The organism is Paenibacillus amylolyticus, assembly GCF_003719335.1.
Classification (GTDB): Bacteria; Bacillota; Bacilli; order Paenibacillales; family Paenibacillaceae; genus Paenibacillus; species Paenibacillus amylolyticus_D.
This window is the reverse complement of the sequence record NZ_RIAS01000006.1, coordinates 163,117-177,726: the sequence shown is the minus strand read 5'-3', so window position 1 is coordinate 177,726 and position 14,610 is coordinate 163,117. Positions and strand designations below refer to the sequence as shown.

Below are 14,610 nucleotides of genomic sequence, written 5' to 3'. Positions count from 1 at the left end.
GCAAAGCAGACAGGGTTGGAAATAGGGTCAATGTGGGCAAGGCAAGTCGGCCCGGAGGCGGGATTAGGGCGGGCAAAGCTGCGAGAGCCCGTGGAGAGGGAAAGGCGGACAAAGCGCGAAGAAGCAGCAGAGCCGCAGGTGATAGAGCGAGCCAGGCAAGCGGGGCAGCCCTGGCTGGCTCTGCCCAAGGCCGCCTGCGCCAAGGCCCCGCCCCGCGCAGGCGCGCTTCTGCGCTGGGCCGGCGCGCCGCGGCCCGCGCCAAGCAGCGCACGGCGATGCGCCGTGCGCCCAAGCCAGCACCGCACGCAAGCTCGCCACAGGCGATGCCTGCCATCGGTGCTGGCCCCGCCCCGCGCCAGACGACACACCCGCAGGGTGTCGTCGTGCCCGCGGGGCGGGAAGGCGCTGCCGCGAGTGCGGGCAGCGCAAACGGCGTGCCGCTGCCGGCTGCGGAGCATGCCGTGCAGGCGGCAGGGCCCGGCGGTTACGCCGCGGGCTACCGCGACGGCGTATTCGCCGGGGGCGAGGCGCTGGTGGCGCAGCACATCCCGCCGGATCATATTCTGCCCGCAGCGGCGGCAGATTTGATCGCGGCGGGCTTCCGCCAGTATGCGCCCAGCCTAACCCGGCTAACCAGCCCTCATGAGATGGCTGGTCATATCATGGCGGCGCTGGATGCAAAGCGCCCCCTGTCTGTCGTTCGCCTCGGGGATGGCGAACTGCTTACGCTGGCAGCAGATACAGTGCTGCCAGCTGCAGAAGTGCAGGAGCTGGCACCGTTTCTGCCCTATGCAGGGGTGCCGTGCTCCACGCCAGACATCCGCGCGACGCTTGCGGAAGCTATTCGGGGTGCAGACTGGGTGGGTGTGCCCATCTCACGTGCTCCGACGTTTCAGGGACTATTATTCCCGGTGCTGCGCCATTTCGGGATCGACTGGTCCCATCTGAAATTGACCAGTTCCACGATCAATTACAGTCTGCATCAGTCCCGACTGTTGCTGCCGATTCTGCAAGGACGGCGTGTGCTGCTTATCGGCAGCCAAGCGGCAGAGCTTGGAGCCTTGCTACAACTGCATGGGGTACAGGTTACGGGCATCATCCCTGTAGTATCAGGCATGGCGGATATTCCGAGGGTGATGCAGCTAACGGCCGAGCACATCTTTGATATCGCTCTGGTCGCAGCGGGCATTCCAGCGGTCGTGTTATGCAGACGTATTGCGGGAGAACTTGGCAGCGTTGCCTTCGATTTCGGACATTTGGCAGACAAATTAGTGACAGGGGAGCTTCAACTCTAGTGAGTCGTATGGGGCGGGGGTACCAGAACCCTGCCTCTGGCACGAGTGGAATGGAGGAAGCAACATGAAGAAATCGGAAATACAGCCTCATCGTGTACGGAAAAATAGTCAGAGCAGCTTACAGAAGAGCAGTCAGCTTAGAGTGGGTACACAATTATCGGGTAGCCATCCTCATCGTACGGGTACATCTGCTAAGGTTTTTCTTCATGCAGCCGGTGGTCGTAATCGGCGTAACGCCTCACGGAAAGGCAAAAGAAGTCATCGTATCCTTCGAAACACCAAGTTATACAAGCAGGGATATAACCGAGGTTACGAAGATGGTGTTCTTCAGGGACAGAATTCATTTGGAATTGTGTTTGAAGGGGTCAGCATCATTATTCCGACCTACAATCAGCGGGATTATGTACTGCAATGTGTGTCAAGCATTGAGAAATATACCCCGGCTCCTTACGAAATCATCGTTGTAGACAATGCTTCTCAAGATGGTACGGCCGACGCACTGCTTCGCAAAGGCGGTATGGTGAGGGTGGCTGCATTGGATGAAAATCGGGGATTCGCTGGAGGAGTTAATCAGGGTCTGATGATGGCAAAGGGACGGCATATCGTTGTGCTGAACAATGATACCTTGGTTACCCCGGGCTGGCTGGAAAATATGATGACGTGTCTTAACAGCGATCCACAGATTGGTGTCGTGGGTCCTGTCACGAACTACATTGGCGGAGATCAGCAGATTGAAGTGCCTTATCGTGAAGTAGAGGAAATGTGGTCTTTCGCTGCCAACCACAATCGTCCCGACGCAGAGAAACATCGAGTGACAGATCGGCTCGTCGGATTTTGCTGGCTGTTTTCCAGAGATCTGTTTGAGCGTGTAGGGTATCTGGATGAGGGTTACGCCGTAGGTAACTTTGAGGATGACGATTGGATTGTACGGGTGCGTATGTTGGGATACCAGCTTGCTGTAGCAGGTGACGCCTTTATCCATCATTTCGGAAGTGTCAGCATGAAGGCGCTCGGGGAGCAGGACTTTAATACAGTGAATAAGAGCAATGAACAATTGTACAGTCAAAAATGGGGAGATCCCCAAGCACTCATCCTGGAAACCTCCAGATTGGCACAGACTCAGTACTCATACTCTCAAACTCGAGCTCAAGCGAGCGTATCTTCGTCAGTGGGAAAGGGAGAGCGACACCAGCGGGCCGCGGATTTCTCTTCTGAAAACAGTCCTGCAACATCACCGTTCAGACGAAGCGGTGATTTCTATCCCGAAGGTGCATTCCTTGTTGATCTTAAGGGGGATGTTTACGTACTAAGAGGTGATCAGCGCCGAAAACTGAACGTTCCTGTTCCACGCGGCATCTCGCCGGTGCTGGTAGCCAAACCTGATCTGCTGGGCATACCTGCGGGTGAACCGCTGGTGTCCGCCGGAGACATATGGAACGAATCGCATGAACCTGACCTTCCTTTTGCTGTAGCTTCTTCTGATCCCGACATGGCAACTATGCACGCAAGCATTGTAGCTGCTGCCGATGCACCGGAAGTTTGGTATCTGGTAACCGAAGGAAAACGCAGGAAATTTGTATCCACCTATGCAGCGGAACGTTGGGGGATAAGCTCCAGACATGTGCATCAAATATCAACCGAACAACTCCATTCGATCCCGGAAGGATGGCCGATTATTGCTCCGCCTCAATTGCTGAACCAGGATCTGTGATGATTACCGTTCGTGGTTTGAAGCAACATGTAAACATGCGGAATGAATAACGCGGCACGCTATGCAGCTTTTACAAAACGTTCGCACGGATCTGTTTATTCCGCATGAAGTTTTAGCAGGATCAATTTTTCAAACGCACTTGGGAAGTGTGATACTACTAATTGGAGAAGGGAAAAGCCCCCCTGTAACAGGAGGGCATAGAATGTTTACCAGTTGTAGATGAATCCTTGGTACTTAGCAATCCAAAACTGATCTGTTTCCGTAGTTCTTGTCACAAGTGAGATAAGCGTAATATATCCATAATATGGGTCATCATCATAATAGTAAGTGGAAGGAACATCAGAACTATTTGGATAATGTAGCTTATTATATGTTACATACTGCTCAACCCACTTTGAAGAAGAATGTGGAGATACAATGTTAGATGTCTCAGATGTATGGTTACCAGTGTTAGTGATGACAGGACTAGACGCCAAAGACGTTGAGGCTACGGTAAAGCAAGCAACGACAGTTAACAAGCCGGTAATTAATTTTTTCTTCATTTCTATCATCCTCTCTTTTTGGAATATATTTACATAATATATAAAAATAATCCAAATGTATATGACATTTAAGATTGGAATTACTATGTTATATGAAAAATATGTGAACTTTATTTAGATTCGCAATAATAAAATTGATATTTCAATAAAGAAAGGAAGAGAACATATTCAGTAAAACGTATCACTGAACTATATACAAAAATAAAGAATGAAAAATGAAAGAATGAACGTTTGGTTATAAGTTTCTCTTGCATCAAGTTTACAGAAAAAAAGATTTGAGAAGAGATTAAAAGCATTGGATTGAGTCTGAGCTCACTCCTTTGTTTAAATGAAAAGTTTATATTACATAATAAAAGCATTTTTTATTGATAGATAGGTTTATTGTGATGGAGTGTGTTCCACTGCACTACTCCAAGCAATTCAAAGAATAACATTAAACATCTTTTGTGATCCCTCTCTCTGACATTACCTAATTTCAAAATTTAAATTTATTTTTTCTATTTTGTTATAGGATTGTTCTATTAGCAGAACCATTGACGATGTAAAGGGTCGGGAGTACATTTATAGCCATAATCCTTATTTAACAGATAGGAATTCATGGTCTAGGTGGGGCTGGTCTGTCTGAGCACCTAGGACTCCATTATGGAAATCGGAGGTATGTCGATGTCATCAGCTAAAAAAGTAGTGTTATGGAGTAAAAAGGGTTGCCATTTCTGCAGAACTTCTGGGGCGGCAGGATGAAGCAATGGCTCTCTGAACGGAATGGATTAAGTCTAACAGGGCTAATGGAGTAGGATCGTAGCGGTTTTTTTACATGAGTGCTATGGATGATATGGGCGGCATGATGTAAGTCCTGACCATATCAGTCAGCTCAATTCAGATAGGTCTGCTTGTTTAGGGATCGGCGACCAGTCTTCCTTCAATCATGCTCATTCTCTTTTAAGGAAAGCTTATATGAACGCTTATTTACACCTCTGATATCGTTATAGAAAAAATCTATTAGAAGCACGGTTGACCGGTTCGCCGGGGCAGTGATAAGCTGTGTGAAATTAAAACAAACCAAACTCATAGGAATAATCGATTTTTCGATTTTGATGCTCAATCATTGATTTAGATGCGCTACATTATAGTTTCATAAAATCACCTTATTTCAAGGAAGGCGGAGTGCACATGACAGCAAAACGGAGTTTGAAGTTTGGAGCCATCATTCATGGCGTTGGAGGAAGCAACACAACCTGGAGGCACCCGGAGGTTCTATCCGATGCCAGTGTCAACTTTGGATTTTACAAACGTCAGGCGCTGAAGGCAGAAGAAGGCAAGTTTGATCTGGTATTCATTGCAGACGGTCTCTATATTACGGAAAAATCCATTCCTCACTTCCTGAATCGCTTCGAGCCGATCAGCATTCTTTCCGCTCTTGCTGCGGTAACTTCACGCATTGGTCTTGTGGGCACACTCTCCACATCCTACAGTGATCCATTTACAGTCGCCAGACAGTTCGGTTCTCTTGATCTGATCAGTGACGGTCGTGCGGGCTGGAACGTGGTGACATCCCCCTTGGAAGGTACCGCGAAAAATTACAGCAAAAGTCATCATCCAACACATCCGGAGCGTTACCGTATTGCAAAGGAATATTTACAAGTGACCAAAGGATTGTGGGATTCCTGGGAAGACGATGCATTTGTAAGAGACAAGGAGAGCGGTGTGTTCTTCGATCCTTCCAAACTGCACACCCTGAACCATGAAGGGGAATTCTTTTCTGTACAGGGGCCATTGAATATCGCTCGTTCACGGCAGGGACAGCCGGTTATTTTCCAGGCAGGTTCTTCGGAGGATGGCAAAACGCTGGCGGCACAGGAAGCCGATGCCGTATTCACTGGACACGATAACATTGAAGATGCACAGGCATTTTATAAAGACGTCAAAACACGGGCAGCTTCCTATGGGCGTTCAGCACAAGATATTGTTATTTTGCCAGGCATTAACCCGATTGTGGGACGGACGGCAGAGGAAGCGGAACAGAAATATCAGGAGATCGCAAGCCTTGTAACTATTGATAAAGCACTTGACTACTTGGGACGTTTCTTCGAGCATCATGATTTCTCCCAGTATCCGCTGGATGAACCGTTCCCTGAACTGGATGGCATAGGCAGCAACAGCTTCCGCAGTGGAACAGACAAGATTAAAAAAGATGCCAAAGAACAGGGGTTAACCCTGCGCGAAGTCGCTTTGCGGGCGGCAACGCCACGAAGTCAATTCCTGGGCACACCGGAGCAGGTGGCAGACAAAGTCCAGGAATGGTTCGAGGCGGAAGCGGCAGACGGATTCATTATTGCTTCGGAGCTGCCTAGCGGATTGTCCGACTTTGTGGAGTTGGTGGTACCCATACTACAGGAACGCGGTATCTATCGTACGGAGTATGAGCATGACACATTGCGTGGCAATCTGGGTGTTCAGGTGCCTGTGAACCGCTATACAGCAGCCAGAACACAGGAACAGCCTAACGTTATCTAAAACGAATACCGAATGTCCTCTAAATCGAACATCATTTAATGGTTTTATTTCATGTTAATTAAATGCGGTGACTCAAACCTGCGTAAATTGAAGCACGAATTCTTTTGAATCATAGGGTTAATGAAGTTAAGGAATCCTTCTTGCCTTAAAACCTACTTTTCTCATAGGAAATATAAAATATATACAAGTTTGCTTAGCGTAACACATTAATGACACCTGTATACACAGAGGGGGAAGCGATATGAACAGGTCTATCTCATGGACAAAAGTGGTGGCGTTGGCAGTAGCATTGGTGATGGTTTTGTCCGGATGCGGAGCAGCATCAGGAGGCAAAACGAGCGGTGCGGCACAGGCTTCCGCCGGCGGGGGGCAGGCCGGAAAAGCGGAAGGGGGTAACCTCACCTTTGCGCTGGCGACTTCACCGGATACGCTCGACCCGCATCGCAGCGGTCTTGCCGTAGCCGTACGAGCGATTCGCACGATCTACGACAATCTGGTGGTTCAGCTGCCCGATGGTTCCATCAAACCTTGGCTTGCCAAGGATTGGAGTGTATCGAAGGACGGCAAAAGTTATACCTTCAAGCTGCGTGAAGACGTGAAATTCCATGACGGAACCCCGTTTAACGCCGAAGCGGTGAAGTACAATCTGGATCGGGTCATTGATCCGGCCACCAAAGCTGCCAATTCCCTTGCCCTGATTAGACCTTATAGCTCCTCCGAGGTCATTGATGAATATACGATCAAAGTCAATCTGAGTGCGCCTTCGCAGGCATTTCTCGGTAACTTGAGTCAGGCATTGCTGGGGATCGTGTCTCCAACCGCTGCGAAGAAATATGGGGATCAATTGGGCAAAAATCCGGTAGGCACAGGTCCGTATACCTTTGTGAAATGGGATGAAAATGCGGATATCGTTGTAGCCAAAAACAAGGATTATAACTGGGGCCCGGATACAGTCGAAAACAAAGGCGCTCCTTATATCGATACAATCACGTTTAAAATTGTACCGGAAGAAGCAACACGCATCGGAAGTGTACAAAGCAAGCAGGTGCTTGCCGCAGAGACCGTACCGCCGCAAAATATCGCTGCGCTCAAAAGTGATCCGAACCAGCAATTGCTGCAAGCCAACACGGTTGGTTTGCCGTATACCCTCTTTTTCAATCTGCGCAAGGCACCGTGGGATGATGTAAAAGTAAGGCAAGCGGTACAATCCGCCGTAGACGTAGAGTCCATTGTGAAAACCTTGTACCTGGGTAACTACGAGCGCGCATGGTCTGCATTGTCTCCAGGCATTCTCGGCTATGACAAGGCGCTTGAAGGAAGCATCACACCGGATATCAACCGCGCGAACCAGCTACTGGAAGAGCAGGGCTGGGTTAAGGGGACTGACGGGATTCGTGTCAAAGACGGGAAGAAGCTGACCCTTCGTTATGTAGATGGCTCCCCTAACCGGGAAAAACGCAATGACATTGCTGCCATCATCCAGCAACAGCTGAAACCGCTGGGCATTGCGGTAGAAGTGGTGATTACCAAAGACATTGCTACCGTGATCTATCAGAACTGGGATTATGATCTGTATGGCAACAGCCAGGTCAATTCAGATCCGAATGCCTTGTACGCCTTCTATCATACCAGTGCGGAAGGGGAACGTCCGACATTATCCGGTTTATCAGATCCAAAGATCGACCAATTGCTGGAGCAGGGAGCGGTAGAGACGGATTCGGCGAAAAGGGTAGAGATCTACAGTCAGATTCAGAAATATCTCATTGAACAGGCGGTTATTTTGCCAATATATGTATTTCCGTACACTGTGGCTGCATCCAAAAACGTTGAAGGCATCAAGTTCGATTCACTCGGTTATCCACTCTTCAATGATGTGCGTATCCAGCCATAATGCAAATTGCGTTATCCAGTCTCATCATTCCAACACGGCGTACAGCCTGTTCCGGTTTCAGAAAGGAGCCATCCCGGTATGATTCAACTGATCTTGTCAAGATTAGCAACGTCGCTTCTCGTTATATTTGGAGCTTCGGTGCTGGTGTACTGCATCATGTATCTTCTGCCGGGTGATCCGGTGCTGCTAATGCTGGACCCGTCCTCGGCTACCCCGGAGATGATTGCCAATCTCCGGGCACAGCTTGGGCTGGATCAACCATTTTATATCCAGTTTGCGAACTATTTTGACGATATGCTGCGCGGGGATTTTGGTCAATCCATGGTCAACTCCGATCCGGTACTGCCCAAGATTGTGGAGCACTTCCCGGCAACACTGGCATTAACGGCACTCAGCTCGCTAATTGCCATCACCATCGGCATTACACTTGGCGTTCTGTCGGCCATTCACCGGAATGGTGTGATTGATGTTGTGGCTCGGCTCGTTGGTTTGTTCGGTATCTCGATGCCAACCTTCTGGACCGGCATTCTGCTCATTCTGTTGTTTTCCGTGCAGCTCGGCTGGTTCCCGGCGATGGGTTCGGACGGATTCAGTACCTTGGTGCTTCCGGCAGCCACGCTTGGACTTGTCGGTGCAGGATTTATTGTGCGGATGGTGCGTAACAGTATGCTTGAAGTGATCAATGAACCGTTTATCGTTGCTTTACGGGCCAAAGGATTGTCTGAACGGGCCATCATGTATGGTCATGCGCTCCGTAATGCACTGATCCCCGCCGTAACGGTCATCGGTATGCTAATTGGGGATTTGCTGGCAGGAACCGTGGTGGTAGAAACGGTATTCTCCAGACAGGGGATCGGTCGTATTATCGCTGACGCGCTGATGGCGAAGGATCTGCCGGTGGTGCAGGGCGTTGTGTTTTTTACATCCATCATCTATGTCGTGTTGAATTTGTTTGTAGACATCTCGTATTCGTACATTGATCCTCGGGTTCGGCGAGCTGTCCGCACATGATCCAGATCAGGAACACCACGTCAGGAGCTTGCAAAATGTGAAGAGGCAGGAGAAGGAGGCGTTCATTTTTATGAGTATGAAACCTTTGGTTGGTGACAAAAAGGCATGGGCAGGAAATACCGGAAGTGCTGGAAGTGCCGGGAAAGCTCGTCTGTGGAGATGGAATCGCCTGCCTTGGCGGCGCCGTGTTTCATCCGCAGTATCGCAGTTGTTTTTGTATACCGCCCTGCTTATCGTCATTTTCATTGTGGCTTGTGCCATCGTGCCTGGCTGGATTGCTCCTTATGAACCAACACAGATGATGACGGATGCCATTCTACAGGCTCCTTCTGCTGCGCACCTGTTCGGTACAGACTATTTCGGCCGGGACATTTTCAGTGTGGTTGTGCATGGCAGCCGGGATTCGTTACTGATCGGTTTTGCTTCCGTGCTTGTTGGCGGTCTCGTCGGCAGTGCTCTTGGCATCCTTGCGGGATATGCAGGAGGACTGGTTGATACGATAACGATGCGGGCGGTAGATATTCTTATGGCCGTACCAGGTGTATTACTCGCCCTATCTGTTGCTGCTGCGCTTGGGCCAGGACTGCTGAATATTGCACTGGCTGTTGCAGTAGCCTCGATACCAGGCTATGCAAGGGTGATGCGTGGTCAGGTGATGTCCGTCAAAAATCTACCCTTCATTACAGCAACACGTTCACTGGGCGGTTCCAATGCCCGCATTTTCTGGAAACATGTCCTGCCACACTCCTTGTCACCGCTGCTCGTGATGGCAACGCTGGGTGTAGGTACATCCATCCTGACTGGGTCTGGACTCAGTTTCCTCGGGCTCGGGGTACTGAAAGAAATTCCGGATTGGGGTGCGTTGCTGTCCCAAGGCAGAGGTTATTTGACGGTAGCCTGGTGGATATGTACATTCCCGGGTCTGGCCATTACGCTGTTTGTTCTGGCTGTAAATCTGATTGGGGACGATATTCGCGACAGGCTTGATCCAAAAGTAAAAGGAGCGGCTTGACCGCTATTCCAAGGAGGAGAACAGGATGTCTCATGTTGTTATCATTGCTGGAACCCCGTCCAAACGATCACGTTTGACGGGACTTACGGATTATAGCAGCCATACGTTAAGCAAAGCGGGTATTTCCGTTGAAGTGATTCAGGTGACCGATTTGCCGGCTGAAGACCTGGTGCAGGCCAAGTTCGACAGCCCGGCCATTCAGGATGCACTTGCCATTATCGAAGCAGCGGATGCCGTTATTGTGGCTACCCCTGTATATAAGGCAGCCTATTCCGGTGTGCTCAAGCTTTTTCTCGACTTGATTCCACAGGAAGGATTACGAGATAAGGTGACTCTGCCCCTTGTCATAGGAGGTTCAATTGCACATTTGCTTGCCATTGATTATGCATTGAAGCCTGTGCTTACAGCACTCGGCGGACGCCATATTCTTGGCGGCGTATACGCAGTGGATCAGGCGATTGAACGCAATGAGGACGGAACATTTACACTGGCGGAAGACATTACCGCCCGTCTGGATCGTTCTTTGGAAGAATTAAGATTGACACTGGAAAAGGATGGGATTACGATATCCTAAAACCGAGTTTTTATATAGGAAAAATAAGTGGATACGGAGGCGCCCATGAATATAGAGAACATTGAAGCGTTTGTATATATCAATCACTACGGAAGCTTCAATAAGGCGGCTGAAGTACTCTTCTTGTCCCAGCCTTCAGTTACAGCACGTATTCAATCACTCGAAAGGGAGCTGGGGTGCAAGCTGTTTGACCGACTGGGCAAGCAGATCGTGCTGACGGATGAAGGACGCAAATTTTTGCCGTATGCACAGCAGGTGCTTCAAGTGATCCAGAAGGGTAAACAGAAAATTCAGCAGCGGAGAACAACACCTGAGGCGCTGCGCCTCGGAAGTACCGTGTCGGTGTCCAATTATGTCATCCCCGATTTTCTGCCCCGAATCAAGGAGTCGTACCCCGAAGTCAACATTAAACTGACAACAGCAACAACGGATCAACTGATTGCGAAGCTGCTCGGTCAGGAGATCGATCTGGCGTTTGTACGCAAGGTCATGCACCCTGCGATCCGTACCGTTGCTTTTTATGAAGATCCGATACAGCTGTACGTATACAGGGGGCATCCTTTCATTGAAAGCGGACATGTCAGCATGGAGGCAATCCGGAATGAACAGCTGGTCTTTTTTGAATGTGGCTCACTGGACTGGCTTCGGATTCACCGGGCCTTCGACTCCCTGGAGTATCCGCCGGATATTACATATCATGTGGATAATTCGGAAACAGCGAAAAAACTGGTCATGCAAGGTGCGGGCATCGCTTTCCTGCCGGGGTTAACGGTGAAGAAAGAGGTACAGCGCCAGGAACTGTTCCCGATTCAAGTCCATGAGGTGGCAGGTGTGTCGCTACAGATCAGTGTGGTGACCTTAAAAGAAGAATATTCGCCATTTGCAGAGCCATTTGGAGAACTGCTGCGGCAATTATAGATGGACTGACAAGTCGAATCAGATTTCACCGTTATAAATCGGATAAATTAAGCTTGAAAGGAGGGCCCAGGATGAAAAGTGATCTGGAGCAGACGAGAGGACAGCTTGTGCAGCGGGAGGAAGAGCAACAGCAAGTTGAGCAGAGAGTGCAACAGGAAGCAGCGCAGACTTTGGATCACCAATATGTGTTGCCATGGGTACAGAATGCGGAGCAAGAGCAGGAGTTCGCGGCACATCTGACCGCGATTCGGCGGCATCTTCATCGCAACCCGGAGCTTTCTGGTGAGGAAAAGGAAACGACAGCAGCCATTCGCAGCTGGCTGGATGAGGAAGGTGTTCACCTTGCCGATGAGTATAAACTGCGGACAGGGCTTGTTGCTGAGGTAGGGCAGGGAAATGGCCCAGTCGTTGCGTTGCGAGCGGACATTGATGCCTTGCCAATCCAGGAGGAAACGAGGCTGGAGTTTGCTTCACAGATCGCGGGCCGAATGCATGCATGCGGGCACGATGCGCACACAGCTATTCTAATTGGAGCTGCAAGGTTGCTGAAACAGCGTGAATCCAGTTTGCCCGGGAAGGTGCGGTTTATTTTTCAACCTTCAGAGGAGAAAGCAACAGGTGCACGGCAAGTCATCCAGAGCGGCGCACTCGCCAATGTTCAGGCTATATTTGGTTTGCACAATAAACCGGATCTGCGAGTAGGCACAGTGGGCATTCGTGAGGGGGCACTGATGGCGGCAGCGGATGGATTTGTAGTTAAAGTGCAAGGTGTGGGCACTCATGCGGCTGTACCTGAGGCAGGTATTGATCCGATTGTGGTTGCTTCGCATATCGTCATCGCGTTGCAGGCCATTGTCAGCCGGAATGTAGGCGCTCAGGAGAGTGCTGTACTTAGCGTTACGAAATTGAACAGCGGTACGGCCTGGAACGTCATTCCGGAGGAAGCGATACTTGACGGCACAGTACGTACATTTGATGAGAAGGTACGCGCCCGTATCCGGGAACGTTTCAACCAGGTCGTATCGGGTGTGGCCGCAGCCTACGGCACAACGGCGACGGTACGCTGGATTCAGGGGCCACCTGCTGTGGTCAATGATGAATCGCTGGTACTTGATGCGGAACAAGTCGTGCGTGAGCTGGGGTTGAATCATGTCAGACCGCTGCCTTCGCCGGCAGGAGAGGATTTTTCCTTTTATCAAAAAGAAGTGCCGGGCCTGTTTCTTTTTCTCGGGACATCGGGACCGCACGAGTGGCATCATCCGGGCTTTGATGTAGACGAGCAGGCTTTGCCGATTGGTGCACATCTGCTGGCAGGGCTGGCTGAACGGGCTTTGAAACGTCTGCAAGCATAAATGGCAGTGATGTTGAAAAGATGTACTATCTATCAAGGGTTGGTGCAGAAGCGCCAGCCCTGTCTCTAATTTTTGGATATTGGGAGACCCTACATACACCAAGGAGGATGATTAGTTCTTTTTCTACAAAAAGGAATCTAAAAGGTATAGCTGTTACGAATGTACAAGCTATTGCAGAAGTGCGACGGCTGATTTGGGCATTTCGCTCGGCGTGGTCATGGGGCCGATCGCTGATCTGTCTTCCTATTCATTTATGTACAGGATCTGTGCTATTCTAGGAGCGGTGATGATCGTTTTGCCTATGAAAGGCGTAAAACGGCTGCCGGAACCTCATGAGCTGACGGCCAGGGAACGTGGGTACGTGTTAGAGAAAGCAGGTATGACTATTGAAATCTTCTATAACGACAACATCCAGTGGAAAATTAAACCCGGTATCGTTTTCCTTTATCGGGTTTTACATACTGGCTTTTTTGTTTTTTGCGGCGAATGCGGCATTGACGATTATTTTGCCTTTGCGAAGTGAAGCCGCCGGGTTAAATCAGGCTCAAATTGGTCTAATGATGGGCAGTTACATGTTCACATGTATGCTGCTGCGGCCTTTTGCGGCTCAGATGCTGGGCAAATATGGACCGCTCCGGGTCATGCGATGGTTGCTGATGTTACATGCCGGGACGTTGCTGCTATTTATCGTGTCTGAAGTGGACACGTATCTGTGGCTGCGAGCATTGCAGGGCGTGGCGACAGCATTTTTCTCGATGACCATGCAGGCGGGCATCGTGGAAAGACTGGAGGATAAGGATCGTGCGCAAGGGCTGGCGATGTACACTCTGTTTACGATGGTGCCTTCGCTGGTCATCCCGATTCTGGCGGTGCAAATCTGGCAAAATGCCAGCGAGCTGGCGTTTACGCTGTTGATGATTGGACTGGCTGCACTCCCTTTGCTGCTCGGGTACAAGGTGGATTTGCCACAGAGCACGGTGCAGAACAAAACGTATACGCTGGGTGATATGCTGCGCTCGTTCAGCGGCATCTGGCGCAGTATACCATTGCTTGTCAGCAGTGTGGTCATGCTGTTTGCTTCCTGTGTTTTTGGAGCCACAGCAACGTTTCTCCCGCTCTATATGGTATCGACAGGTGTGGCGAGTGCGGGTATTTTTCTAACGGTTCAAGGTCTCGTCGTGATCCTGTGCCGATTTATTCTGCGTAAAAAAATACCGTCAGACGGCAGCTGGAATACGTGGCTTATGGCAGGTTTAATGTTATCTGCGGCGCTTGGGACACAGCTGCTCAGCCTGATGGATATGCTGGGGCCATTTGTGTATATCTCTGCTGTGTTTAGCGGTTTTGCGCTGGCGTTACTGTATCCAACGCTGACCACGTATTTGTCCTTTGTATTGCCTGCGGATTCGAGGTACGTGCTTATGGGCATATTTATGTCCTCGTATGATCTCGGTTTTTCACTAGGCGGCCTGGCGATGGGCGTTGTGGTGCAGATCAGCTCTTATTCCATGATGTTTACCGTATGTACACTGCTCTCGGTTGCCGCATTGATTGTCGTGGTGTTTTTCAGACAGCGGATGGAGGCCGGGAATAAGTCTATTACTGCGCCAGTGAATTGAGTTAGAAGGCATAAGGAAAGACAAAGGTACGGTGTAGATTTAGGTAAAGGACGCGGTACAGGTAGCAATAGAGTTATATAAAAAGAGCTAGAGATGAAGAGATACAGGTAAAGAGTTATAGGTAAAGCTTATGGGTTCTTCTGCGAAGCGCATCACGAATGCGAATGTGCA

The 14,610-nt window shown here is 49.9% G+C and carries 11 protein-coding genes and 1 pseudogene; 11 read left to right on the top strand and 1 reads right to left on the bottom strand.

Annotated elements, in window-relative coordinates:
• The first annotated feature begins 533 nt into the window (after nt 1-533).
• Complete coding sequence (locus tag EC604_RS13410) at nt 534-1,295, top strand: GT-D fold domain-containing glycosyltransferase (RefSeq protein WP_240036856.1); 762 nt, start codon at nt 534-536, stop codon at nt 1,293-1,295.
• Between the two features lie 64 nt (nt 1,296-1,359).
• Complete coding sequence (locus EC604_RS13405; protein WP_123064648.1) at nt 1,360-3,006, top strand: glycosyltransferase family 2 protein; 1,647 nt, start codon at nt 1,360-1,362, stop codon at nt 3,004-3,006.
• Nucleotides 3,007-3,212: 206 nt separating this feature from the next.
• On the opposite strand, the gene EC604_RS29725 is transcribed toward EC604_RS13405, so the two are convergent.
• Complete coding sequence (locus EC604_RS29725; RefSeq protein WP_151458074.1) at nt 3,213-3,548, bottom strand: hypothetical protein; 336 nt, start codon at nt 3,546-3,548, stop codon at nt 3,213-3,215.
• A gap of 1,170 nt (nt 3,549-4,718) precedes the next feature.
• Here EC604_RS29725 and EC604_RS13400 point away from each other — a divergent pair.
• The 9 genes and pseudogenes from EC604_RS13400 (at nt 4,719) to cntE (ending at nt 14,439) form a co-directional block, all read left to right on the top strand.
• Nucleotides 4,719-6,062, top strand: coding sequence for an LLM class flavin-dependent oxidoreductase (locus EC604_RS13400; RefSeq protein WP_123064647.1), 1,344 nt, complete (start codon nt 4,719-4,721; stop codon nt 6,060-6,062).
• Nucleotides 6,063-6,303: 241 nt separating this feature from the next.
• Nucleotides 6,304-7,953, top strand: coding sequence for an ABC transporter substrate-binding protein (locus EC604_RS13395; protein WP_123064646.1), 1,650 nt, complete (start codon nt 6,304-6,306; stop codon nt 7,951-7,953).
• A 78-nt stretch (nt 7,954-8,031) separates the two neighbouring features.
• A complete protein-coding gene (locus EC604_RS13390; protein WP_123064645.1) occupies nt 8,032-8,964 on the top strand; it encodes an ABC transporter permease in 933 nt (310 codons plus the stop codon).
• 70 nt (nt 8,965-9,034) lie between these two features.
• Nucleotides 9,035-9,976, top strand: a complete 942-nt coding sequence (locus EC604_RS13385) for an ABC transporter permease (protein WP_192895108.1) — start codon at nt 9,035-9,037, stop codon at nt 9,974-9,976.
• A 25-nt stretch (nt 9,977-10,001) separates the two neighbouring features.
• A complete protein-coding gene (gene ssuE / locus EC604_RS13380; RefSeq protein WP_123064644.1) occupies nt 10,002-10,550 on the top strand; it encodes an NADPH-dependent FMN reductase in 549 nt (182 codons plus the stop codon).
• 45 nt (nt 10,551-10,595) lie between these two features.
• Nucleotides 10,596-11,468, top strand: coding sequence for a LysR family transcriptional regulator (locus EC604_RS13375; protein WP_123064643.1), 873 nt, complete (start codon nt 10,596-10,598; stop codon nt 11,466-11,468).
• 71 nt (nt 11,469-11,539) lie between these two features.
• Nucleotides 11,540-12,820, top strand: a complete 1,281-nt coding sequence (locus EC604_RS13370) for an amidohydrolase (protein WP_123064642.1) — start codon at nt 11,540-11,542, stop codon at nt 12,818-12,820.
• Between the two features lie 181 nt (nt 12,821-13,001).
• Nucleotides 13,002-13,156: pseudogene (locus tag EC604_RS30990) on the top strand (staphylopine family metallophore export MFS transporter CntE); the annotation flags it as partial.
• Nucleotides 13,157-13,206: 50 nt separating this feature from the next.
• Nucleotides 13,207-14,439, top strand: a complete 1,233-nt coding sequence (cntE, locus tag EC604_RS13360; protein WP_240036854.1) for a staphylopine family metallophore export MFS transporter CntE — start codon at nt 13,207-13,209, stop codon at nt 14,437-14,439.
• Nucleotides 14,440-14,610: the final 171 nt, after the last annotated feature.

Coding starts and splice junctions, on each gene's coding strand:
- EC604_RS13405 (WP_123064648.1), top strand. CDS start 1,360: ATGAAGAAATCGGAAATACAGCCTCATCGTGTACGGAAAAATAGTCAG.
- EC604_RS29725 (WP_151458074.1), bottom strand. CDS start 3,548: ATGAAGAAAAAATTAATTACCGGCTTGTTAACTGTCGTTGCTTGCTTT.
- EC604_RS13400 (WP_123064647.1), top strand. CDS start 4,719: ATGACAGCAAAACGGAGTTTGAAGTTTGGAGCCATCATTCATGGCGTT.
- EC604_RS13395 (WP_123064646.1), top strand. CDS start 6,304: ATGAACAGGTCTATCTCATGGACAAAAGTGGTGGCGTTGGCAGTAGCA.
- EC604_RS13390 (WP_123064645.1), top strand. CDS start 8,032: ATGATTCAACTGATCTTGTCAAGATTAGCAACGTCGCTTCTCGTTATA.
- EC604_RS13385 (WP_192895108.1), top strand. CDS start 9,035: ATGAGTATGAAACCTTTGGTTGGTGACAAAAAGGCATGGGCAGGAAAT.
- ssuE (WP_123064644.1), top strand. CDS start 10,002: ATGTCTCATGTTGTTATCATTGCTGGAACCCCGTCCAAACGATCACGT.
- EC604_RS13375 (WP_123064643.1), top strand. CDS start 10,596: ATGAATATAGAGAACATTGAAGCGTTTGTATATATCAATCACTACGGA.
- EC604_RS13370 (WP_123064642.1), top strand. CDS start 11,540: ATGAAAAGTGATCTGGAGCAGACGAGAGGACAGCTTGTGCAGCGGGAG.